The sequence below is a fragment of the Rhodovarius lipocyclicus genome (assembly GCF_009900765.1).
Lineage (GTDB): Bacteria > Pseudomonadota > Alphaproteobacteria > Acetobacterales > Acetobacteraceae > Rhodovarius > Rhodovarius lipocyclicus.
This window is the reverse complement of sequence record NZ_JAAABL010000002.1, coordinates 421,598-443,401: the sequence shown is the minus strand read 5'-3', so window position 1 is coordinate 443,401 and position 21,804 is coordinate 421,598. Positions and strand designations below refer to the sequence as shown.

Genomic DNA, 21,804 nt, shown 5'->3' with positions numbered 1-21,804 from the left:
ATCACCCCTTCTTCCTGCGCATGCGCAGCACGGCCAGCAGCACCAGAACGGTCAGCAGCACCCAGCCGGCGATGAACAGTTCCGTCCGCCACTGGGAGAGGAAGGAGAGCGCGCCGCGCGCCTCCAGCGTGCGGGCTTCCTCCACGCTCACCTGCTGGCGGCGGGTGTCGAAGGAGGCCGGCAGGCGCGAGCCGTCCAGCACCGCGACATTGCCGGTGGACAGCACGGCCGGCGTGGCCAGGCTGCGCTCCGAGCCCGGGGAGAACCACAGGCCCGGGATGCCCCCGGCCTCGGCCACCTGGATCACCGTCAGGCCGGCGGCGGGGGAGATCTCGACGCGGGCGCCGTTGCGCTCATCCTGCAGCACCACCCGGCCGAGATCGGGCCGCAGCAGGCCGCGCACATTCAGCTCGGACGGCGCGGTGCGCGCCAGCAGCAGGAAGGGGCGGTCCAGCCGGGTGCCGGAATTCACCTCGATCGCATGGGCGCGGGCGCCGGCGCGGCTGAGGATGGTGGCCATGGCGGGGATGCTCGCCACCGCCTCATGCGAGGGCACGTCCACCCGCACCAGGGCGGGGCGGTCGGCGGAGACGTAGAAGCCGTTGAAGTCGGTGGGGCGGGGGAAGCCTTCGCCCAGCACCACCTCGCTCGCGGGGCTCAGCGCGAACAGGAAGCTGCTGTCGCAGGCCGGGCGGAAGCCGATGCGCGCCAGCCGCAGCCGGATGGACATGCGGTGCTGGGTGAATTCCTCCGGCAGCGGGATCAGCACGCCGTTCATGGAGACGAGGTCGCGGTATGTCTCGCTCCAGATGATGCGTTGGCCCACGCGCATGGTCACGCTCATGGCGTTGTTGGGCGGCATCACCGGGCCGCGCCCGAACAGGCGCAGCGCCACCGGGCGGCGGCCCGGGGGCAGGTTGTTGAAGGGGATCTCCACATCCATGGTCCCCTCGCTGAACACGTTCACCTCCGACAGGCCCACGCCGAGATCGGCGAAGGTCACGCGGTCGGTGGTGGCGGCGAGGGAGGTGGCGGCGCCCACGCCCACGGCGGCCGGGATCACGCGCATGGCGCCGGAGGCCTCGGTCAGCGCGCGGGCGGCGGCGCTGTCGGCCACGCGCAGGCGGGTGCCGCCGCCGGGCATGGCTTCCACGGCCAGCGGCGCGCTGCCGCGCCCGATCACGATGCGGGCGGTGCTGTCGCCAGGGCCCACCATCACGGGCTTGGCGCCACGGCCGACCAGGGAGACAGAGAGCGCGAGCGCCGCTTCCACATCCTGCATGGTGGGGGAGGTGGGCAGGGAGATCGGCACGGTGCCGGTCAGGCGGCGCCAGACCACGCCCACCCCTTCCTCACCATCCGCGTCCACCGTCAGCCGCGTCTGCGGCAGGATGTGGCTCCAGACCGCCGGGGTGTCGTTGTCGAAGCACAGCACGTCGCGTTGCAGCGCCTGGTCGGCGGCGAAGCGGATGCGCAGATAGTCGTACTGCGCCAGCGCGGGCGGGATGGGGATGGTGTGGGTGGTCTGGCCATCCCGCAGCGGGATGGAGGCCACCGGGAAGTCATTGGCCAGCACCTGGACGGAGGAAAGCTGGTCCAGCAGCGGGCTGGGGTTCACCTCCACCCGCAATTCCGGGCGCAGCGGGTTGGCCGGCATGGGGAAATAGACTTCCCGGGTGGAGCGGGAGCCCTGCAGCACCAGGCCGTTGACGAAGCCCAGATCCTCCAGCGTATCGGCTGGCGCGGGGCCGGCGGCGAAGGCGCCCAGGGCAACGGCCAGACCGGCCATCGCCCCCAGCACGGAATGACGTTTCTGCATGCTCGCATCCCCTCCCGCCGGCGTGCCCGCGCGGCGCGCGCCGAACCGGTTCAAACCCACCGCATGCATCATACACCCGGTTCAATTTTGCGTTATCCCAAAATTAAGAACAAAGAACGAGAATTGAGAGTCGTTTTGTAAATTTATCGTAATAAATGCTCCCCGCGTCCGCGCGCCGCCGCCCGAAAGGGGTGCTTCTGCGCGGCGCCCGAGCCGCCTATCCTGCCGCCATGCTCCGCAACATCCTTCTTGTGCTGGACGATACAACCGGCGCCGCCGCCGCGCGGGACCTGGCGCTGGGCTTGGCGCGCGCCAGCGGCGCCGCGCTGACCGCGGCCCAGATCATGGACCCGCCCGGCGCGCCGGAGGCCATGCCCGCCGGCAGCGGCGCCTTCGCCGCCCGCCGCGACGCCGCCCAACGCGCCCGCCAGCAGCAGGAGGCCGAGCGCGTGCTGGCCGAGGCACAGGCCGCCGCCGGCGACACGCCCTTCGACCTGCTGCGGCTGGACCAGGCCCCCGAACCCGCCCTGCTGCGCGCCGGCATCGCGCATGACCTGATAGTGCTGGGCCGCGACTCGACGCTGGGCCGGGAGGACGCGGAGGACGGGCTGGCCCCCGCGATCGAGGCGCTGGTGCGCGACGGCGCCCGCCCCCTGCTGGTGGTGCCGCCCGGCTGGCATCCCGCCCCGGGCCCGGTGGTGGTGGGGCTCGATGCCTCCATCCCCGCCCAGCGCAGCCTGCAATTGCTGGCGCTGCTGGGGCTGGCCGCGGGCAACCCCACCACCGTGCTGGCCGAGGACGAGGCCCTGGCCGAGGAAGCCGCCGCCTATCTGCGTGCCCATGGCGCCCTGGCCGAGGGCTTCGCCACCCCCGAATACTCCCCCGCCCTGCTGCTGACGGAGGCCCGGACCCGCCACGCCCGCCTGCTGGCCCTGGGGGTGGAGCCCCGGGGCGGGCTGGCCGGGCTGATCCTGGGCAGCCCGGTGGCGCGGCTGCTGCGCGACGCCCCCTGCCCCGTCTTCATTCACGGCTGACGGTCTCTGTCCGCCGCGCCCCTTTTCCTGCTACACCGCGCGCATGAGCACGACCGAAGCCCCGAACGCGCCCCTCGATCCCAAGCTGCTGGAGATCCTGGTCTGCCCCGTCACCAAGGGGCCGCTGCGCTATGACCGCGCGGCGAATGAGTTGATCAGCGAACAGGCGGGCCTCGCCTATCCGGTGCGGGACGGCATCCCCATCATGCTGCCCTCCGAGGCGCGCAAGCTGGAAGGCTGAGTGAGCGCCGCCCCCACCGCCCTGCGCTACCGGCGTGAGGCGCGGGTGCTGGAGGTGGAGTTCCCGGACGGCGCCCGCTTCGCCCTGCCCGCTGAATACCTGCGCGTCGAAAGCCCCTCGGCCGAGGTGCAGGGCCATGGGCCCGGCCAGAAGGTGACGGTCGCGGGCCGGCGCCATGTGGGCATCATGCGCATCGAGCCGGTGGGCCATTACGCCGTGCGCATCGCCTTCGACGACCTGCACGACAGCGGCATCTACTCCTGGCCCTATCTGCGCCAGTTGGGTGAGGAGCAGGAGGCCCGCTGGGCCGCCTATGAGCAGGCGCTGGCTGTGCGTGGGCTGCGCCGCGATCCGTAATGCTGCCGGTCGAATTCTTCGACCTGCAGCACTCGTTTTTCCCAGGCCCTCAGACGCCGGGCGCGGACCTCCGGTCCGCTTGGCTTCGCCGGACTGCCGGCGGGCCGCGTTCGCGGCCTTGGTAAACAACACATTTCCATGCCCTCAGACGCCGGGCGCGGACCTCCGGTCCGCTTGGCTTCGCCGGACTGCCGGCGGGCCGCGTTCGCGGCCTTGGTAAACAACACCTTTCCATGCCCTCAGACGCCGGGCGCGAACCTCCGGTTCGCTTGGCTTCGCCGGACTGCCGGCGGGCCGCGTTCGCGGCCTTGGTAAACAACACATAAAGATATCCTTATGGGTGATTGCGTGCGGCTGCCCCGCATGCTACCGCCCGGCTCACATCCAGCACACGGAGCCGCCGCATGCCCCTCGCCAGCGAATACATCGTGAAGGACCTCTCCCTTGCCGCCTGGGGCCGCAAGGAGATCGAGATGGCCGAGGACGAAATGCCCGGCCTGATGGCGACCCGCGCCGAATTCGGCGCGGCCCAGCCGCTGAAGGGCGCCCGCATCGCCGGCTGCCTGCACATGACCATCCAGACCGCCGTGCTGATCGAGACGCTGGTGGCCCTCGGTGCCGATGTGCGCTGGTCGTCGTGCAACATCTTCTCCACCCAGGACCACGCCGCCGCCGCGATCGCCGAAGCGGGCGTGCCCGTCTTCGCCGTGAAGGGCGAGACGCTGGAGGAATACTGGGCCTACGTGCAGAAGACCCTGGAATGGGCCGATGGCGGCGAGCCGAACCTGCTGCTGGACGATGGCGGCGACATGACGCTGCTGGTCCATTACGGCCTGCGCGCCGAGCAGGGCGACGTGGCCTTCCTGGACGGCGCCACCAATGAGGAAGAGACCGTCTTCTTCGCGCTGATCAAGAAGCTGCTGGTGCAGAAGCCGGGCTGGTTCGCCAAGCTGGCCGCCAGCATCAAGGGCGTCTCCGAGGAGACGACCACGGGCGTGCACCGCCTGTACAACATGGCCAAGGAAGGCAAGCTGCTGTTCCCGGCCATCAACGTGAACGACAGCGTCACCAAGTCCAAGTTCGACAACCTGTATGGTTGCCGCGAGAGCCTGGTGGACGCCATCCGCCGTGGCACGGACGTGATGATGGCCGGCAAGGTGGCTGTGGTGTGCGGCTATGGCGATGTGGGCAAGGGCTCCGCCGCCAGCCTGCGCAACGCCGGCTGCCGCGTGATGGTGACGGAAGTCGACCCCATCTGCGCGCTCCAGGCCTCGATGGAAGGCTATGACGTGGTGACCATGGACGATGCCGCGCCGAAGGCCGACATCTTCGTGACCGCCACCGGCAACATCGACGTGATCACCGTCGATCACATGCGCCAGATGAAGAACCGCGCGATCGTGTGCAACATCGGCCACTTCGACAGCGAGATCCAGGTCGCCGGTCTGCGCAACTTCAAGTGGACCAACATCAAGCCGCAGGTGGACGAGATCGAGTTCCCCGCCGGCAACCGCATCATCCTGCTCTCCGAGGGCCGGCTGGTGAACCTGGGCAACGCCATGGGCCACCCCAGCTTCGTGATGTCCGCCTCCTTCACCAACCAGACGCTCGCGCAGTTGGAACTGTGGATGAACCCGGGCAAGTACGAGAACAAGGTCTATGTGCTGCCCAAGCACCTGGACGAGAAGGTGGCCTTCCTCCACCTGGAGAAGGTGGGCGCGAAGCTGACCAAGCTGAGCGCGGCGCAGGCCGACTACATCGGCGTGACCACCGCCGGCCCCTTCAAGGCCGAAGCCTACCGCTACTGATATTCGAGGCTGCCGGGCGGCGGCATCCGCCGCCTTGGCTTTCGCCGGACTGCCGGCGGGCCGCATTCGCGGCCTTGATGTGGCGGGGCATCACCCGCCGTCGACGGCGAGGCTCCTATGCGCCACACTGCGGCGCATGGGAATCCTTCCGTTCATCGCGCTGCTGGCCGTGTCCCTCTGCCTGGGGGGCATGGCCTTTTTTTCGTTCTGCGTGGCACCGCTGACCTTCTCGCGCCTGCCGCCCGAGCACGCCGCGCGGTTCATCCGCGCGATCTTCCCGCTGTACTACCTGTACATCCTGGGCACGGCGCTGGCCGGGGCTGTGGCGCTGCTGCCGCTGTCGGGCATGGCCTCGGCGCTGATGGGCGGGGTGGCGGCGGTGGCGCTGTGGCTGCGCCTGGCGCTGATGCCGCGCATCAATGAACAGCGGGACCTGTCCCTGGCCGGGGATGAGGCCGCGAAGCGGCGGTTCCGGCGGCTGCACCGGCTCTCGGTGGTCGCCAACCTGTTGCAGATGGGCGTGACCATGGCGGTGCTGGGCGGGTTCTGAAGGCTTATTCGGCCTCCAGCCGGTCGATATCGTCGTCCGACAGGCCGAAGTGATGGCCGATCTCATGGATCAGCACATTGCGCACCAGCCGGGCCAGATCCTCCCCGGTGTCGATCCATTCCAGCAGGATCGCCTCCCGGTACAGGGTGATGCTGTCGGGCTGGGTCTGCACGTCCAGCACGGATTTCTGCGTCAGCGGGGTGCCGCGGTACAGGCCCGTCAGTTCCCAGGGGGATTCGAGGCCCATCTCCGCCAATGTCTCGTCATCGGCGGCTTCCTCCACGACGATGGCGCAACCCCGCACGGGCTCGCGCAGTTCATCGGGCATGGCGGCCAGCGCCTCCTCGGCCAGGGCGATGATGTCCTCGGTGGTGGGCGCGGTGGTATGCTTCATCCCCACAGCATAGCGGAGACCGGCCATGGTGCAGAAGCTGAACGCGGCGGCCCGGGCGGCCTTGCCCGACACCCTGCCCGGCTGGGCTCTGGTGCCGGGCCAGGACGCCATCCGGAGGGAATTCCGGTTCGAGGATTTCGTGGGCGCCTGGGGCTTCATGGCCCGGGTGGCGCTGCTGGCCCAGGCGCAGGACCATCACCCGGACTGGCGCAATGTGTGGAACAAGGTGGAGATCACCCTGACCACCCATGACGCGGGCGGGCTGTCGGAGCGCGACGTGACCCTGGCCCGCGCCATCGACGCCCTGCCGTGACCCCCATCTGCCGGGCGGCGGCGCGGCTGTGCCTGCTGCATGGCTGGGCGCCGGTGGCCGAGGCCCCCCTGCCCGATGGCCGCCGCGCCGATCTGTGGGTGCTGACGCCCGCCGGCGAATTCCTGGTGATCGAGGCCAAATCCGGCCTGCGGGATTTCCAGACCGACCGCAAATGGCCCGAATACCGCGCCTGGTGCGACCGGCTGTACTTCGCCGTGGGGCTGGATTTCCCCGAAGGGGTGCTGCCCGGCGACACCGGCCTGATCGTGGCCGACGGCCCGGAGGCCGCCCTGGTGCGCCAGGCCCCGCACCACCCGCTGGCCCCCGCGCGGCGGCGATCGCTGCTGCAACGCTACGCGCTGCTGTCAGGCCGCCGCCTGGCCCTGGCTCAGGACCCGGAGGCGGCGGTCGCGCTGATGGGGGCGTTGCGGGTGGAGTAGCCTACCAGGTGAGCGGGATGCGCAGCTGCGCGCCCGGGGCCGGGCGGAACAGCCGCTCCTGCAACGAACCAGGGGAGCCGTTTTCCTGCGCGTGGCCACGGCCGGGCAGGCGCGGGGCGATGAAGGTCGGCTGCACCTGCGCCACATCCTGCTGGGGCTCGACCCGAGGCGCCTCGATGCGGGAATTGGGCACGGGCGCGGCTTCCAGCCTCGGGGAGGCCGGCTGCTGACGGGTAATCGTGACCGAGCTTTCCGGGACCACCATGCCGCCGCCCATATAGGCGCCATCGGTCGGGCTGGGGCGATTGTCCACACGGCGCCCCTGCGCCATGGCCGGAAGGCTTGAAAGGGTCAGCGCTGCCAGGAAAACCGCAAGGAATGACTTACGCAGAAGCATAACTTCATTTTGGTGATCGATAGCTGCCAGTGCAAGCTTTATGTGCTGCCGGACAGCAGCAGCCGCACGCACAGGCCGGGCGGCGAGGCGCCGGGAATCGCGTCCTCCAGCAGCACGGTGCCGCCATGCAGCTGCGCCACCGCCCGCACCAGCGACAGCCCCAGCCCATAGCCCGGCATATGCCGCGAAGGCTCCGCGCGGAAAAAGCGCACCCCGGCCCGGGCCCGGTCCTGGGCCGACAATCCGGGCCCGCTGTCGCTGACGGCCAGTTCCACCACCCCATCCTCCAGCCGCCTAGCGGTCAGGCGCAGGACACCGCCCGGGGGGGTGAATTTCACCGCGTTATCCAACAGGTTGGCCATCGCCTGCATCAGCAGGTCCCGGTCCCCCACCATGGGCAGGGATGCGGGGAAATCGGTCTCCAGCCGCTGCTCCCGCGCCTCGGCCGCAGCGCCGTAGAAGTCGGAGACATCGAGCAGCATCTCCGACAGGTCCAGCGGCGCGAAGGCCGCGCGGCGGGCGCCGGCCTCGGCCTCCGTGATGCGCAGCAGGGCCTGGAAGATGCGGCTGATGCCGTCCAGATCCTGGATGCCCTGCTCCATCGCCGCCCGCAATTCGTCCTGGCCCTGGGCGTTGATCAGCCCCTCCTCCAGCTTGGAGCGGGCGCGGGCGATGGGCGTGCGCAGGTCATGCGCGATGGCATCCGAGACGCCCTTCACCCCCTGCATGAGGGACTCGATCCGGTCGAGCATCGTGTTCATGCTCTCCCCCAGCCGGTCGAACTCATCCCCCTGCCCGCTGAGCGGCACGCGGCGCGACAGGTCGCCGCCCGCGATGCCGAGCGCGGTGACGAAGGTGGGCTCCAGCCGCCGGTCCAGCGCCCGGCGGATCAATGAGGCCCCGAGCAACGCCACGATCAGCGAGGCGCCGAGCGACCAGGCCACGCCCTCCGTCAGGGTCAGACGCAGTTGCAGCCGCTCGCTCTCATCCCGCCCGACCAGCAGGCGCAGGCCCGGCAGGTCGCGCCGCAGCAGCCGGGCATCGGTGGGGATGCCGTCATGCATGATGCGGATGCGCAGGAAGCTCTCGTCGGAATTGGCCTCGGCGGGCCAGGTCTCCAGATTGCCGGCCAGGCGCTCCCCATGGTCGCTCAGCAGCAGATAGATCGCCTCGTTGGAGATATCGAGCGCGATGCGTTCCTGGATGGCGTCCTGCAGGGCCAGCTGCCCGCCCTCGCGCCAGCGCTCGGTCAGAGCGACCGTGTCCGCGCGGATGGCGGCCACCAATTGCCGGTCCAGCGCGCCGGCCGTGGCCCACCACATGACGGAGACGAGGACGACCGCCGCCACCAGGAACATCAGGGTGAAGAAGGCGGCGAAACGGAAACCCGCGCTCTGGGTCAGGCGCGGGGGTGCCGCCCCCCGATAGGGCAGGATGCGGTTCGGCGCGCCGAGGGGGCTGCCCGCCGTCACCGGCGGCTCAGGGCTCGGCGCGGATCATGTAGCCCGCGTTGCGCACCGTGTGGATCAGCGGCTTGTCGAAGCCCTTGTCCAGCTTCTGCCGCAGGCGGGAGACATGCACGTCGATCACATTGGTCTGCGGGTCGAAGTGATAGTCCCACACCTTCTCCAGCAGCATGGTGCGGGTCACGACCTGGCCGGCATGGCGCATCAGGTGCTCCAGCAGGCGGAATTCGCGGGGCTGCACGTCGATCTTGCGGCCAGAGCGGGTGACGGTGCGCGACAGCAGGTCCAGTTCCAGGTCCGCCACGCGCAGCCGGGTGGCCGGGGCATCCACGGTCGGGCGGCGGGCCAGGGCCTCGACGCGCGCCAGCAGCTCGGCGAAGGCGAAGGGCTTGACCAGATAGTCGTCGCCGCCGGCCTTCAGGCCCTTCACACGCTCATCCACCGCGCCCAGCGCGGAGAGGAACAGCACCGGGGTGCGGTTGCCCTGCCCGCGCAGGGTTTCGACGATTCGCACCCCATCCACCCCGCCGGGCAGCATGCGGTCCAGCACCAGCATGTCGAACTGCTCGGAGGCCGCGAGGAACAGCCCGTCACGCCCATTGCCCGCGTGTTCCACCGTATGCCCGGCTTCCTGCAGGCCTTTCTTCACGAAGCGCGCCACTTCGGCGTCGTCTTCCACCAGCAGGATGCGCATGCAGGATTCCTCGTTGAAACCGGATAACAGTAGTGTAACCCAGTTGCTTTGACCCTCAAGCCGGTCGGCTGTGCAAGAAAAATTCAGTCAACCGCCGTATCACTCAACAATTCCTCACCCCGGGCCGGGCGGGCGGCGGCCCACCTGCACGGACGTATCCATGCTGCGCCCATCCCGCTGCACGGACAGGCGCACCGATTGCCCGGGCGGCAGCGCCGCCACATAGCGCACCAGCGCGCGGGATGTCTCGGTGCGCTCGCCATTCACCGCCAGCACCACATCGCCGGCGCGCAAGCCCCCGCGCGCGGCCGGGCCATTGCGCACCACATCGGTCACCAGCACGGCGCGGCGGCCGGCGCGCGGGTCCTCCGGCACCAGGTCCTGCACGGACACGCCCAGCCAGCCGCGATCCACGCGGCCGTCGCGGCGCAACTGCTCCACCACCGGCCGCGCCAGGTCGGACGGCGTGGCGAAGCCGATGCCCGCGGAGGCGCCGGAGGGCGAGTAGATGGCCGTCGAGATGCCGATCACCTCACCCGCCATGTTGAACAGCGGCCCGCCGGAATTGCCCGGGTTGATGGCCGCGTCGGTCTGGATGAAGTCGTCGAAGGGGCCGGCCCCGATCTCCCGCCCACGGGCGGAGACGATGCCGGAGGTGACAGTGCCGCCGAGGCCGAAGGGGTTGCCCGCCGCCAGCACCCACTGCCCCACCCGCATGGCGCCCGAGGAACCCCAGGGCACAGCCGGCAGCGGCTGGCGCGGCTCCACCTTCAGCAACGCCAGATCCATCAGCTCATCCGTGCCGACCACACGGGCCGGCAGCTCGGTGCCGTTCTGCAGGGAGACGGTGACGCGGGTGGCGGAGCCCACCACATGGTTGTTGGTGACCACATAGCCCGCCGGGTCCACCACGAAGCCGCTGCCGGCCCCCTGGGTGCGCTCGCGCCGGCCACGGAAATAGCGCTCGAAGGGCGTGCCGCGGAATTCGGGGGGCACGGTCGTTGTCTCGCTCTGCACCGCGATGTTCACCACGGCGGGCAGGACGCGCTCCGCCAGATCCGCGAAATCGGGCAGGCCGCCGCGCTGGGCGACGGCCGGGGTGCCGCAGCCGATCAACGGCATGGCGGGCGCCACCAGCAGCCCGGCAAGCAGGGCGCGGCGGCGGGGCAGGACGGAGGAGATGCGGCTGGCTGGCGAAGGGACGGCTGACGACATGTGTTTCACGCTGGTCTGTCTGGGCTCCGAGCGAGTCGGGGCCATGATGGTTACAACCTCAGTTAATATGGTGCTTGGAACAAGATCATCATCCGGGTGGCTGACATGATGCCCGCGCCGGAACAAATTATTCTCAGACCGGCACATCCCCTGCCAGCGTGATGCGGTGCATCAGGCGCAAATGCCCGTGATAGTCGTTCAGCGGGTAGTGCAGGCAGCAGCGGTTGTCCCAGAGGGCCAGGCTGCCGGGCGCCCAGCGGAAGCGGCAGGTGAACTCCGGCTTCACGCTGTGGCGGAACAGATAGTCCAGCAGGGGGGCGCTTTCCTCCTCGCTCATCCCCTCGAAGCGCGCGGTGTGGCCGGCATTCACATACAGCGAGATCTGCCCCGTCTCCGGATGGGTGCGGGCGACGGGGTGCAGGGCGTCGTAGCTTTTGCGCGCCTCCTCCCGCCCGCTGTCCTTCAGCCGGTCCTCCCGCGTCTTGCTCACATCCGCCTTGGCCGAGGTGTTGTGCGCGCGCAGCGGCCGCAGCACGGCCTGCAGGGCGGGCGACAGCCCCTCCCACGCCAGGCGCAGGGAGGCGAACAGGGTGTCGCCGCCAGCCTCCGGCACCTCACGCGCGACCAGCATGGTGGCCATGGGGGGTGCGTCCAGATAGGCGGTGTCGGTGTGCCAGACGCCGCCGAAATTCACCTTCTCGTGCGGCAGCTTCTTCACCTCGATGATCTCGGGAAAGCCCTCGATGCCCTTCACGAAGGGGTATTCCACCGGCTGGCCGAAGCGCCGGGCCAGGGCCGCGAATTCGGTCGGCGGCAGGTCCTGGTCGCGGAAGAACACCACGCCATGCTCCAGCCAGGCGGCGCGGATGGCCGCCACCTGCCCGTGCGGCATGTCGCCCGAAAGCGTGACATCCAGGATCTCGGCGCCGATCGCGCCGCCCAACTTGCGGATCTTCATGACGTTTCCCCGGTTCTTTCGCCAAAAGCTCTTGGCGCCAGAGTGGCGCGCGGGCCGGACCAGGACAAGCCGGGGCGGAAATGCCCCCGGGCGGAAATGGCCCCCGGGCGGAAATGGCGAAGTGTTCACGGCGGGCCCATCTCCGTGCAGGGGGAAAGCTGCCAGCCTTCGCGCACCAGCACCCGTCGGCTTCCCGGCACGATGGGTTCAGGCACGGGGTGGGGGCCGAATTCCCGGCAGGTCCCCGCCGGCGGCCCGGCGCGGCAACGCGGCCGGGCCGTTTCGTGTCAGCCACAAGCCAGAGATTGACCCCGGCGCCGCAACACCCGACTCTGCCCGGATCATGAGCCTGCCCTTCGACAATCTCTATCGCCATGGCTTCGTCCGCGCGGCGCTCTGCGCGCCGCTGATGGCGCTGGCCCATCCGGCCGCCAATGCGCGGGCCAGCATCGCCATGGCGCGGGACGCCTCGGCGCGCGGCGCGCGCGTGGTGCTGTTCCCGGAAATGGGGCTGTGCGGCTATTCCATCGAGGATTTGCTGCTGCAGACCACCCTGCTGGACGCGGTGGAAGCCGCCCTGGCCGAGGTGGCGGCCGCCAGCCGGGAGATCCCGGCCCTGCTGATCCTGGGCGCGCCGCTGCGGCAGGGCTCGGGCGTGTTCAACTGCGCGGTGGCGATCCAGGCCGGGCGCATCCTGGCCGCCATCCCCAAGACCTACCTGCCCAACTACCGCGAATTCTACGAGAAGCGGCAGATCGCCCCCGCCAGCACCGCCACCGCGCGGGAGATCACGATCGCCGGCCAGGCCGTGCCCTTCGGCACCGACATCCTGCTGCCCGCCGAGGACAACCCGGACGCGGTGGTGCATGTCGAGATCTGCGAGGATCTCTGGACACCCATCCCCCCCTCCTCCCGGGGGGCGCTGGCTGGCGGGACCATCCTGTGCAACCTCTCGGGCAGCCCGGTTACGGTCGGCAAGGCCGAGGACCGGCGCGCGCTGGCCGACGCGCAATCCCGCCGCGCCATCGCGGCCTATCTGTACGCCGCGGCCGGGGCGGGGGAATCGACCACCGACCTCGCCTGGGACGGCCAGCTCTCGGCCTTCGAATACGGGGAATTGCTGGGCGAGGGCGCCCGCTTCTCCGACCGCCCCGAAATGCTGCTGGTGGATATCGACGTGGAGCGCCTGGTGCAGGAACGCCGCCGGGTGGGCAGCTTCCGCGACGCCGGGCTGGGCGAGGCGCTGGATTTCCGCCGCATCCCCTTCCGGCTGGACCCGCCGGCGGGCGCCCTGCCCCTGCTGCGGGAGATCCCGCGCTTCCCCTATGTGCCCGCCCGCCCCGAGAAGCTGGACCAGGATTGCTACGAGACCTGGAACATCCAGGTCAGCGGGCTGATGACGCGGCTGCGCTCGACGGGGCTGAAGAAGCTGGTGATCGGGGTGTCGGGCGGGCTCGATTCCACCCAGGCGCTGATCGTGGCCGCGCGCACCATGGACCGACTCGGCCTGCCGCGCGCGAACATCATCGGCGTCACGCTGCCGGGCTTCGCCACCAGCGCGGGCACCAAATCCTCGGCCTGGGCGCTGATGAAGGGGCTGGGGGTGGATGCGCGGGAGGTGGATATCCGCCCGCTGGCGACGCAATTGCTGAAGGATCTGGACCACCCCTACAGCGCCGGCCAGAACCAGTACGACGTGACTTTCGAGAATGTGCAGGCCGGGCTGCGCACCGACTACCTGTTCCGCCTGGCCAATCATTCGGGCGGGTTGGTGGTGGGCACGGGCGACCTGTCGGAACTGGCGCTCGGCTGGTGCACCTATGGCGTGGGCGACCATATGTCGCACTACAACGTCAATGCCTCCCTGCCCAAGACGCTGATCCAGCACATGATCCGCTGGGTGATCGGCACCGGCCTGTACGGGCCGGATGTCTGCGCGGCGCTGGAGACCATACTGGGCACGGAAATCAGCCCGGAGCTGGTGCCCCCCGGCGCGGACGGCGTGATCCAATCCACCCAGGCCATCATCGGCCCCTATGAGCTGCAGGACTTCCACCTGTTCCACACGCTGCGCTGGGGCTTCTCGCCCGGCAAGGTGGCGTTCCTGGCCCTGTCGGCCTGGGGCGATGCCGCCCGCGGCGCCTGGCCGCGCGGGATCGAGGGCGAGGACCGCCACAGCTACGCCCTGCCCACCATCAAGCATTGGCTGCGCGTCTTCCTGCGCCGCTTCTTCGGGCAGAGCCAGTTCAAGCGCAGCGCCGTGCCCAACGCGCCGAAGATCTCCTCGGGCGGCTCGCTCTCCCCGCGCGGGGATTGGCGCGCGCCCTCCGACGGGCTGGCCGATGCCTGGCTGGAGGCGCTGGAGCGCGAGGTGCCCGATGTCTGAGGCGTTGCCGGAAGCCTGAAGCGCGGTCATGCTCCCTGGAAAATCAGGGAGCGGACCATGGCCAAGATCATCATCAGCTGCGCCATCACGGGGGCCATCCACACCCCCAGCATGAGCGACCACCTGCCCATCACGCCCGAGCAGATCGCCGAGCAATCCATCGCCGCCGCCGAGGCGGGGGCCGCCATCATCCACCTGCATGCGCGCGACCCGATCGACGGCCGCCCCACGCCCGACCCGGCCGTGTTCATGCAGTTCCTGCCGCGCATCAAGCAGAACACCAACGCCGTGGTGAACATCACCACCGGCGGCGGGCTGGGCATGACGCTGGACGAGCGCTTAGCCGCCCCCCTGCGGGCCAGCCCCGAGATGTGCAGCCTGAACATGGGCAGCATGAACTTCAACATCGCGCCCAGCGCCGCGCGGGTGAAGAAATGGAAGTTCGACTGGGAAAAGCCCTATCTGGAAAACACCACCAACTTCATCTTCCGCAACACCTTCCAGGATATCGAGCAGGTGGTGGAACGCCTAGGCAAGGACCACGGCACCCGCTTCGAATTCGAGTGCTACGACATCGGGCACCTCTATAACCTGGCCCATATGCTGGACCGGAAGGTGGTGGAGGGGCCGCTGTTCGTGCAGTCCATCTTCGGCATCCTGGGCGGGCTGGGCGCGGAGCCGCGCAACCTGCACTTCATGAAGGAAACCGCCGACCGGCTGTTCGGCGACCAGTATGTGTGGTCCGTGCTGGCCGCCGGGCGGCACCAGATGCCCTTCTGCACCATGGCCGGCCTTCTGGGCGGCAATGTCCGCGTGGGGCTGGAGGATTCGCTGTGGCTTGGCCCGGGCCAGCAGGCCACCTCCAACGCGCAGCAGGTGGCCAAGATCCGCCGCATCCTGGAAGACCTCGGTCACAGCATCGCCACCCCCGACGAAGCCCGGCAGATCCTGGCCCTGAAGGGCGGCGACCGGGTGGCCTTCTGATGGATGACCCCTCGCGCCTCTATCACCCCGGCAACCGCGCGCTGCAGGATGCCTTCGACGGCCGCCGCGTGGCGGACGCGCTGGAACGCCACCGCCGGCACGAGGAATTCTGGCCCGACGACATCAGCCTGATCGAGGCCTCGCCCTTCTTCTTCATCGCCAGCGGCGCCGAAGGGCAGATGGATGTCAGCTTCAAGGGCGGCGCGCCCGGCTTCGTGCGCGTCACCGGCCCGGCCAGCCTGGAATGGGAGGAGCTGGACGGCAACTCCATGTACCTCACCTTGGGCAACCTGGCGCTGAACCCCGGCTGCGCCCTGCTGTTCATGCGCTTCGACGGGGCCTCACTACGGCTGCGCATCCGCGGCCAGGCCCGGGTGGAAGGCAAGCAGGTGCGCGTCACCGCCACCGACATCTTCCCCAACTGCCCGCGCTACATCCCCAACCTCGCCACCGGCGAAGCCTCGGCCTACCTGGACCCGGCCCTGGCCCCAGCCTGGAAAAGCCGGGACTACATCAAGGACATCCTGCCCGACCGCGACCCGCATCGCTGAGCCGGTGGTGCTGATGGGAAGGACGGAGGCGGGAAGGGCTCTGCCCTCCCCGCACCCCACCCGCCAGGAGCCGAAAGGCCCCTGGACCCCATCAGTTTAAGTTGGAAGTCTGGGGAGGGGGCACCGGCTGGCAGTCTGGCCCGGCGGGCGCTTCGTGCCCCCTCCCCAGACTTCCAATAAATTGGGTTCCAAGGGCCTTTCGGCCTTTGGTGGGGGGAGCGCGAGGGGGGCAAAGCCCCTCTCGCACGCCGCCTTCCCATCAGCGCTACCCGATCAGTTTGCGGCGCAGGCGGCTGGAGAGCCAGTCGATGGCGGCGACCATGATGATCAGCAGGATGATGATGAAGGCCACTTCGTCCCAGTGGCGCACGCGGATGCGTTCGGCGATCTGCAGGCCGATGCCGCCGGCGCCGACCACGCCCAGGATGGTAGCGCTGCGGGTGTTGCTTTCCAGGAAGTACAGCGCGTGCCCGATCATGATGGGCAGCACCTGGGGCAGCAGTCCGAAGCGGATGACGAGGGTCGGGGAGCCACCGGCGGCGGCGATGCCTTCAGCCTGGCGCTTTTCCGCGTTCTCGATGGCTTCGGCGTAGAGCTTGGCGAGCACGGCGATATCGGCGGTGGCGATGGCCAGCACGCCGGCCAGCGGGCCAAGGCCCACAGCGCGGACGAAGGCCAGGGCCCAGATCAGCTGGTCCACGCCGCGGAAGCCGTCGAACACCCGGCGCACGGAAAAGCGCGCGAGGGTGTTGGTGACGATGTTGCGCGCCCCCAGGAAGCCCAGCGGCACGGCGAGCAGCGCCGCGATGAAGGTGCCGAGGAAGGCCATGGAGAGGCTTTCCGCCAGGCCCTTGAGGATATCCATCCACAGCTCGCCCGGGGAGGGCGGGATCATCAGCCGCAGGATGACCAGCAGGCCGGAAAGGCCGTTCCACAGGCGCTGGGGCGTCACGTCGAAATGCCACAGGGACAGGCCGAGCCAGGCCAGGAACAGCGCGGCGGCGCCGGCGCGCAGGGCCTGCCCGGCGGGGCTGGGGCCGAAGGCGCGCGGCATGCGGGCGCGCCAGGCGGCGATCTCGGCGGCGGAGGTGCTCATGCCACGGCCTCGATCACCCGGCGGCGCAACCGTTCGGAGATGAGGTCCACGCAGCTGACCGTAATGATCAGCAGCACGATGATGGCGCTGACTTCCTCGTAATTGTTGAAGCTGATCACCTGGTACAGTTCCTGGCCGATGCCGCCGGCGCCCACGAAGCCGATGACGCTGGCGGAGCGGATGTTGATCTCGAAGCGCAGCAGCGCGGTGGAGAGCAGGTCGGGCAAGGCGGCGGGCAGGATGGCGTAGCGGCAGGCCTGGGGCCAGCTGCCGCCGGCGGCGAAGACGCCCTCCCAGGGCCGCATCTCGGTGTTTTCCATCGCGTCGGCGAATTGCTTGCCCAGCGCGCCCGCGGTGTGGACCGCGATGGCCAGGATGCCCGCCAGCGCGCCCACGCCGAAGGCCCAGACGAAGATCAACGCGAAGACGATCTCGGGCACGGTGCGCATGGCTTCCAGCCCCCGGCGGCAGGCGATGCGCACCAGGTTGGGGGCGCGCAGGTTGCGCGCGGCCGGGAAGGACAGCGGCAGGGCCAGCAGCGCCCCGCCCAGCGTGCCCAGGGCCGCCATGTTCGCCGTTTCCAGGATCAGCAGGAACCAGCTGTCCAGCCGGTAGAACCAGAAGGCCAGGCTGCCCTCGGTTTCGGTGCCGGCCAGCAGGTGGCGCAGTTCCAGGTGCGGAGCGATTCGCTGGAAGTATTCGCCGATGCGCGGCGCCCCCGCGATCAGGCTAGAGGGGTAGAACTCGCTGACCCAGGCCGCCGCCAGCAGGCAGACGGCCAGGATCGAGAACGCCACCAGGCTGGCGCGGCGGCGTTCCGCCCGTTGAGCCCGGAATGCGGCTTCCTGCGAGGAGATGGGGCCCGTATCGGCCCCGGCCGCGATTCCGGCACCCATGGGGTCAGCTCCGGCGGCGGCGCTGCGCGGCTTCGTCGCGGCGCAGGTCGACAATCATCTGGAACAGGTCGTGCGTCGCCTCGCGATAGCCCATGCCGCCGCCGCGCTCGACCTGCTCATAGATCTGCGGGTGGGACTTGGGCAGGGCGAGATGGAACATCTTCAGGTCCTCCTTGAAGGAGGCCGGCAGTTCCGTGCGCACGGCCAGCGGGCCGTTCGGGATGGGGGTGGAGGTCCAGATGATGCGGATGTCGGCCATCTTCAGCATGCCCTTGTCCACCATCGCGCGCAGGTTGCCGCGGCTGAAGCCCTGGGCCGGGTCGCCCTGGCCCGAGGCCCAGGTGACGGCGCCGTCGTACTGGCGCTGCAGCACGGCGACCACGCCCTGCTCATGCCCGCCGGCGAAGCCGGTGCGGGAGAAATACTGGCCGGCTTCCACGCCGATGCCCTGCTGGCGCAGCGCGAAGCGCGGGATCAGGTAGCCGGAGGTGGAGTTGGGGTCGGCCCAGGCGAGGGACTTGCCGCGCATCTGCTCCAGGCTGGTGATGCCGCTGTCGGCGCGGACCACGAGCACGGAGACATAGGCGATGGAGCCGTCATTCTCCTCGGGCACCACCAGCGGTTCCAGCCCGCCATTGGTGTCCAGCCACGCGCCGGCATAGCCGGAGGCGCCGAGGGAGGACATCTCGATCTGCTTGGCGGAGAAGGCCTGCAGCACGCCCGCGTAGTCGCTGGCGGGGAACAGGCGCACGGGCACCTGGAAGGTGTCCTCGATCAGCTTGCGATAGGCGTCGAAGCGGCCGAGGCGGTCGGCCTCGTTCTCACCGCCCAGCAGGCCGATGCGGATCTGGGGCACCTGGGCGGCCCAGTCGCGGCGGCCGGCGCGCGGCATGGCCACATCGGCGTCCAGGCTGCGGCGCATGCGGGGCTGGCTGGCCTGCTGGGCGCGGGCCAGGCCCGGCAGCAGGGAGGCACCGGCCAAGCCGGCGCCGAGAAGACGGCGGGAGATCGTCATGGGAATTCTCCTGGGATGTTCAGGCGAGCGCTGCCGCCGGAACGGGGAAAAGGGGGGCCTCGGCCGCTTCCGGCATGTCGCCGTGGAATTCGGCCTCGGAAACGCCGTAGATCTGCTCGACCCGGGCGGGGGTCAGTTCGGCGGGGGTGCCGTCGAACACCACGCGCCCGGCCTGCATGGCCACCAGGCGGTCGCAATAGGCGCGCGCGACATCCAGGTGGTGCAGGTTCACCAGCACGGTGATGCCATCCTGCCGGTTCACCTGGCGCAGCGTGTCCATCACCAGCCGGGCATTTTGCGGGTCCAGGCTGGCGATGGGCTCATCGGCCAGGATCAGGCGCGGGTTCTGCATCAGGGCGCGGCAGATCGCCACGCGCTGCTGCTGCCCGCCCGAGAGCGTGTCCGCCCGTTGCAGGGCGGTGGAGAGCAGGCCGAAACGGTCGAGCGTGGCCAGGGCGGCCGCGCGTTCCTCGGCGCTGAACTGCGCGAACAGGCTGCCCAGATGCGCCAGCAGGCCACGGCGATGGTTCAGCCGGCCGATCAGCACATTGGTCAGCACATCCAGCCGCTGCACCAGGTTGAATTGCTGGAAGATCATGGCGCAGCCGGTGCGCCAGTCCCGCAGGCCCTGGCCCTTCAGCGCGGTGATGTCGGTGTTCTCGAAGGTGATGCGGCCGTCGCTGGGCTCGGCCAGGCGGTTGATCATGCGCAGCAGGGTGGATTTGCCCGCGCCCGACCGGCCGATGACGCCGAGCATCTGCCCCGCCGGAATCTCCAGCGAAACATCCTGCACCGCATGCACCGCGCCAAAACGGCGGGAAACACCCTGAAGCCTGAGCATGGAATCGTCCCGGTCTGCTGGACCGGGGGGTTAGAGCGATTGTGTTGCACGGCGATGACAGTTCCGCGAAGGGATGATGGCAGAATTCATCCGGGTGGCCCGCGCAATTTCCGTGCGTTTTCAGCGCGTGACCCTTGGGCAAATTTGTGTTATGTTGCGTAACGCGGAAACCGAGGCAGTCGCACCCGGCCAAGGCTTGAGAAATCAACGCCTCGGCGGGACCGGATCGGGTGGCTGCCCGAATGGAACTAGCGGAACTCCGGGTATGGCCGGACGGGGGTTCCCCGTCATCCGGCAAGGCCCGGACATCGACACTCACAGCGCCGGCTCCCTTCGGGGCTGTCTCACCGGCGCCTGAAAGGCTGGCTTATGGCGGGTACAACGCGGATGTCGGCAAAGCCCCCCGGCGGGCGGAATGCCGCTGCCCGGAACCCGTCAGCCCAAGATCCCTCAGCCAGGGCCACATCCATCCCGAAGCCGGCCGCCGAACCGGCCATCAAGGCCAGCATCATGACCCCCCCCACCGCGAAGACCGCCACCGCCAAGCCGAAGGCCCTGCCCCCGGTCGACGCCCCCGAGGGGGACGCGCCCGCGAAGCCGGCCAAGGCCAAGCCCGCGAAGGACACGCCGGCCACCGGCAGCCGGAAGGTTCTGTCCTCCGCCGCCGCGGCCGCCGCGCTGATGAGCCGGGCGCAGCCGGCCCCGGCGCCGGTGGAGGCAGCCGTGGAAGCCCCAAGGGAGGCCCCCATGGCGGCACCGCCGCCCGAGCCCCCCTCCCCCGCCGTTTCCGGCCGGGGGGCGCCAGGAAATCCGTCCTCGCGCCCCGGGATGGCTGGCCTTCGCTCCGCTTTCAGTCTATCGGCGCGGCATCCGATGCATGCCCGGCGGGGCGCAGGCATGGCCGAACACCAGGCCGGCGCCCCGACCGTCTCTCCCGAAGGGCCTCCCGTGAAAGTCGATTTCAAAGCTGGTGATATGGTGGTGTACCCGACCCACGGCGTGGGCACCGTCCAGGGCATTGAAAACATGGATGTGGCCGGAACATCCTTGCAGGTGATCACCGTCACCTTCGAGGAAAACCGGATGACGCTGCGCGTGCCCACCAACAAGGCCGCGACCGCGGGCCTGCGCAAGCTGGCCGGCCCGGCCGTGGTGAAGCAGGCGCTGGACACGCTGCGCGGCCGCGCCCGCATCAAGCGCACCATGTGGTCGCGCCGCGCCCAGGAATATGAGGCGAAGATCAACTCCGGCGATCCCATCGCGATCTCCGAGGTGGTGCGCGACCTGTTCCGCAACGCGGGCCAGCCCGACCAGTCCTTCTCCGAGCGGCAGATCTATGAGCAGGCGCTGGACCGCCTGGCCATGGAATTCGCCGCCATCGAGAAGACCGACAAGCTGACCGCCATCGACCGGCTGATCACGCATATGCGCGGCGCGGAAAAGGGCGGCGACAAGAGCAAGGCCGCCGAGCCGATCATCGAGGAAGAGGACGAGGAGGAGGAGTGATCCTTCCGCTGAAGGGGCCGCGCCCCTTCAGCCCTTCCGCCCGAACAGGCGCCTGAACCACCCGAACACCACACCGAACACCCCTGGGCCCCGCGCGCCCACCTTGTGATGGGAGACATGCGGCCGCCGGGCCGGCGGCGGCAGGGCGCTGGCCACGGTGTGCCGCCCCGCGTCCCGGGCCTCGATCAGCCGGGATTCCAGCACCAGAACCCGCCGCACATCCTCATCCGGCTGGGTGGCCCGCAGGTGGGAGACAGCGTCCTCCGCCGCTTCCCAGGCCTCCGCGCGGCGCAGCGCGTCGATCACGCGCAGGGATTGCGGCGCCTCCAGCGGCGGGCCGGCGCGCCACAGCGCCACGGCATCCATCCGCCACGCCTGGGCCAGATCGGGGCGGTTCAGGTCATCGGCGGTCCAGGCGGCCTGCAGCATGGCCTCCGCGGCCTCATGCATCGCGCCCGTCTCATCCAGCACATGCGCCCAGGCCAGGAAGCGGCGGCACAGGGGCGGGATGCTGGCATCCCCCACCAGGGAGCGGAACGGCGCCGCCGCCACCACGCGCGGCGCGGAGGGCCTGGCCTGCCTGATATCGGGTGCGGCATAGCCGCAGCGCGGGCATTGCTGCAGCCAGCGGTCGATGGAACCCCGCAGCGGTTCGCCCGGGCGCATGTCCAGGTCGGGCGCCTGTTCGGGCGGGATGGGTCGGAAGGCGGGCTGCCGGCTCTCGGTGCCGCACACGGCGCAGGCCACCATGCCGGGGGCGTGGCGGCGAGTTTCGGTGCCTTGGACGGGATCCGGGGTGGGCATGATCGCTAACAATTAGGATGTCGCGCGACAAACCCAAAG

General features: G+C 69.7%; 23 protein-coding genes. 11 read left to right on the top strand and 12 right to left on the bottom strand.

The genetic code is table 11. The annotated features are described in order from the left end of the window. Window position 1 precedes the first annotated feature (1 nt). Window positions 2-1,819, bottom strand: coding sequence for a cellulose biosynthesis cyclic di-GMP-binding regulatory protein BcsB (locus tag GT007_RS04925; RefSeq protein WP_160120432.1), 1,818 nt, complete (start codon window positions 1,817-1,819; stop codon window positions 2-4). A 230-nt stretch (window positions 1,820-2,049) separates the two neighbouring features. Between GT007_RS04925 and GT007_RS04920 the strand changes: the two genes are divergently transcribed. The 5 genes from GT007_RS04920 to GT007_RS04900 all read left to right on the top strand — a co-directional run bounded on the left by GT007_RS04920 (window position 2,050) and on the right by GT007_RS04900 (window position 5,809). Then, window positions 2,050-2,853, top strand: coding sequence for a universal stress protein (locus GT007_RS04920; protein WP_160120431.1), 804 nt, complete (start codon window positions 2,050-2,052; stop codon window positions 2,851-2,853). Window positions 2,854-2,896: 43 nt separating this feature from the next. After that, entirely contained in the window at window positions 2,897-3,094 is a 198-nt protein-coding gene (locus tag GT007_RS04915; protein ID WP_160120430.1) for a Trm112 family protein, read from the top strand. Further along, on the top strand, window positions 3,095-3,451 hold the full coding sequence (locus GT007_RS04910; RefSeq protein ID WP_160120429.1) for a gamma-butyrobetaine hydroxylase family protein: 357 nt from the start codon (window positions 3,095-3,097) through the stop codon (window positions 3,449-3,451). A 404-nt stretch (window positions 3,452-3,855) separates the two neighbouring features. Further along, window positions 3,856-5,259 (top strand): adenosylhomocysteinase, encoded by a 1,404-nt coding sequence (gene ahcY, locus GT007_RS04905; RefSeq protein ID WP_160120428.1) that lies wholly within the window; start codon window positions 3,856-3,858, stop codon window positions 5,257-5,259. 136 nt (window positions 5,260-5,395) lie between these two features. After that, window positions 5,396-5,809: a DUF4149 domain-containing protein gene (locus tag GT007_RS04900; RefSeq protein WP_160120427.1), complete on the top strand. Its 414-nt coding sequence runs from the start codon at window positions 5,396-5,398 to the stop codon at window positions 5,807-5,809. Between the two features lie 4 nt (window positions 5,810-5,813). Here the strand turns inward: GT007_RS04900 and GT007_RS04895 are convergent, their stop codons facing one another. Then, window positions 5,814-6,203, bottom strand: coding sequence for a metallopeptidase family protein (locus GT007_RS04895; protein ID WP_160120426.1), 390 nt, complete (start codon window positions 6,201-6,203; stop codon window positions 5,814-5,816). A gap of 25 nt (window positions 6,204-6,228) precedes the next feature. Here GT007_RS04895 and GT007_RS04890 point away from each other — a divergent pair, with 25 nt between their 5' ends. Together GT007_RS04890 and GT007_RS04885 are read left to right on the top strand one after the other, a co-directional pair. Then, the gene (locus GT007_RS04890; protein WP_160120425.1) at window positions 6,229-6,516 is read left to right on the top strand and encodes a 4a-hydroxytetrahydrobiopterin dehydratase; all 288 of its coding nucleotides are present in this window, start codon (window positions 6,229-6,231) and stop codon (window positions 6,514-6,516) included. Then, the gene (locus tag GT007_RS04885) at window positions 6,513-6,956 is read left to right on the top strand and encodes an MmcB family DNA repair protein (protein ID WP_160120424.1); all 444 of its coding nucleotides are present in this window, start codon (window positions 6,513-6,515) and stop codon (window positions 6,954-6,956) included. Before GT007_RS04890 ends, GT007_RS04885 begins: the two co-directional genes overlap by 4 nt. 1 nt (window position 6,957) lies before the next feature. On the opposite strand, the gene GT007_RS04880 is transcribed toward GT007_RS04885, so the two are convergent. The 5 genes from GT007_RS04880 to GT007_RS04860 form a co-directional block, all read right to left on the bottom strand. Beyond that, complete coding sequence (locus GT007_RS04880; RefSeq protein ID WP_160120423.1) at window positions 6,958-7,269, bottom strand: hypothetical protein; 312 nt, start codon at window positions 7,267-7,269, stop codon at window positions 6,958-6,960. Window positions 7,270-7,391: 122 nt separating this feature from the next. Beyond that, entirely contained in the window at window positions 7,392-8,825 is a 1,434-nt protein-coding gene (locus tag GT007_RS04875; protein WP_236571509.1) for a sensor histidine kinase, read from the bottom strand. Between the two features lie 7 nt (window positions 8,826-8,832). Further along, window positions 8,833-9,513 carry a winged helix-turn-helix domain-containing protein gene (locus tag GT007_RS04870; protein ID WP_160120422.1) on the bottom strand — a complete coding sequence of 227 codons (681 nt, stop codon included), beginning with the start codon at window positions 9,511-9,513 and terminating at the stop codon, window positions 8,833-8,835. Between the two features lie 114 nt (window positions 9,514-9,627). Then, a complete protein-coding gene (locus tag GT007_RS04865) occupies window positions 9,628-10,728 on the bottom strand; it encodes a S1C family serine protease (protein ID WP_160120421.1) in 1,101 nt (366 codons plus the stop codon). 133 nt (window positions 10,729-10,861) lie between these two features. Then, window positions 10,862-11,686 (bottom strand): TauD/TfdA dioxygenase family protein, encoded by an 825-nt coding sequence (locus tag GT007_RS04860; RefSeq protein WP_160120420.1) that lies wholly within the window; start codon window positions 11,684-11,686, stop codon window positions 10,862-10,864. 343 nt (window positions 11,687-12,029) lie between these two features. Between GT007_RS04860 and GT007_RS04855 the strand changes: the two genes are divergently transcribed. From GT007_RS04855 to GT007_RS04845, 3 genes are read left to right on the top strand one after another with little or no spacing between them, the layout of a single operon-like run. Continuing rightward, on the top strand, window positions 12,030-14,072 hold the full coding sequence (locus GT007_RS04855; protein ID WP_160120419.1) for an NAD(+) synthase: 2,043 nt from the start codon (window positions 12,030-12,032) through the stop codon (window positions 14,070-14,072). Between the two features lie 57 nt (window positions 14,073-14,129). Then, window positions 14,130-15,056 (top strand): beta-keto acid cleavage family enzyme, encoded by a 927-nt coding sequence (locus GT007_RS04850; protein WP_160120418.1) that lies wholly within the window; start codon window positions 14,130-14,132, stop codon window positions 15,054-15,056. Next, complete coding sequence (locus GT007_RS04845) at window positions 15,056-15,607, top strand: pyridoxamine 5'-phosphate oxidase family protein (RefSeq protein WP_160120417.1); 552 nt, start codon at window positions 15,056-15,058, stop codon at window positions 15,605-15,607. Before GT007_RS04850 ends, GT007_RS04845 begins: the two co-directional genes overlap by 1 nt. 265 nt (window positions 15,608-15,872) lie before the next feature. Here GT007_RS04845 and phnE (GT007_RS04840) read toward each other — a convergent pair whose 3' ends face one another. The 4 genes from phnE (GT007_RS04840) to phnC are packed head-to-tail and all read right to left on the bottom strand — an operon-like array spanning window position 15,873 to window position 19,455. Next, the gene (gene phnE, locus GT007_RS04840) at window positions 15,873-16,703 is read right to left on the bottom strand and encodes a phosphonate ABC transporter, permease protein PhnE (protein ID WP_160120416.1); all 831 of its coding nucleotides are present in this window, start codon (window positions 16,701-16,703) and stop codon (window positions 15,873-15,875) included. After that, the gene (gene phnE, locus GT007_RS04835; RefSeq protein WP_160120415.1) at window positions 16,700-17,599 is read right to left on the bottom strand and encodes a phosphonate ABC transporter, permease protein PhnE; all 900 of its coding nucleotides are present in this window, start codon (window positions 17,597-17,599) and stop codon (window positions 16,700-16,702) included. Before phnE (GT007_RS04835) ends, phnE (GT007_RS04840) begins: the two co-directional genes overlap by 4 nt. Window positions 17,600-17,603: 4 nt before the next feature. After that, window positions 17,604-18,614: a phosphate/phosphite/phosphonate ABC transporter substrate-binding protein gene (gene phnD / locus GT007_RS04830; RefSeq protein WP_160120414.1), complete on the bottom strand. Its 1,011-nt coding sequence runs from the start codon at window positions 18,612-18,614 to the stop codon at window positions 17,604-17,606. Window positions 18,615-18,633: 19 nt separating this feature from the next. After that, the gene (gene phnC, locus GT007_RS04825; protein WP_160120413.1) at window positions 18,634-19,455 is read right to left on the bottom strand and encodes a phosphonate ABC transporter ATP-binding protein; all 822 of its coding nucleotides are present in this window, start codon (window positions 19,453-19,455) and stop codon (window positions 18,634-18,636) included. A gap of 510 nt (window positions 19,456-19,965) precedes the next feature. On the opposite strand from phnC, the gene GT007_RS04820 reads away from it, so the two are divergent. Then, on the top strand, window positions 19,966-20,961 hold the full coding sequence (locus GT007_RS04820) for a CarD family transcriptional regulator (RefSeq protein ID WP_236571508.1): 996 nt from the start codon (window positions 19,966-19,968) through the stop codon (window positions 20,959-20,961). 27 nt (window positions 20,962-20,988) lie between these two features. Here the strand turns inward: GT007_RS04820 and GT007_RS04815 are convergent, their stop codons facing one another. Then, window positions 20,989-21,765 (bottom strand): hypothetical protein, encoded by a 777-nt coding sequence (locus GT007_RS04815; protein WP_160120412.1) that lies wholly within the window; start codon window positions 21,763-21,765, stop codon window positions 20,989-20,991. Between the last annotated feature and the right edge of the window lie 39 nt (window positions 21,766-21,804).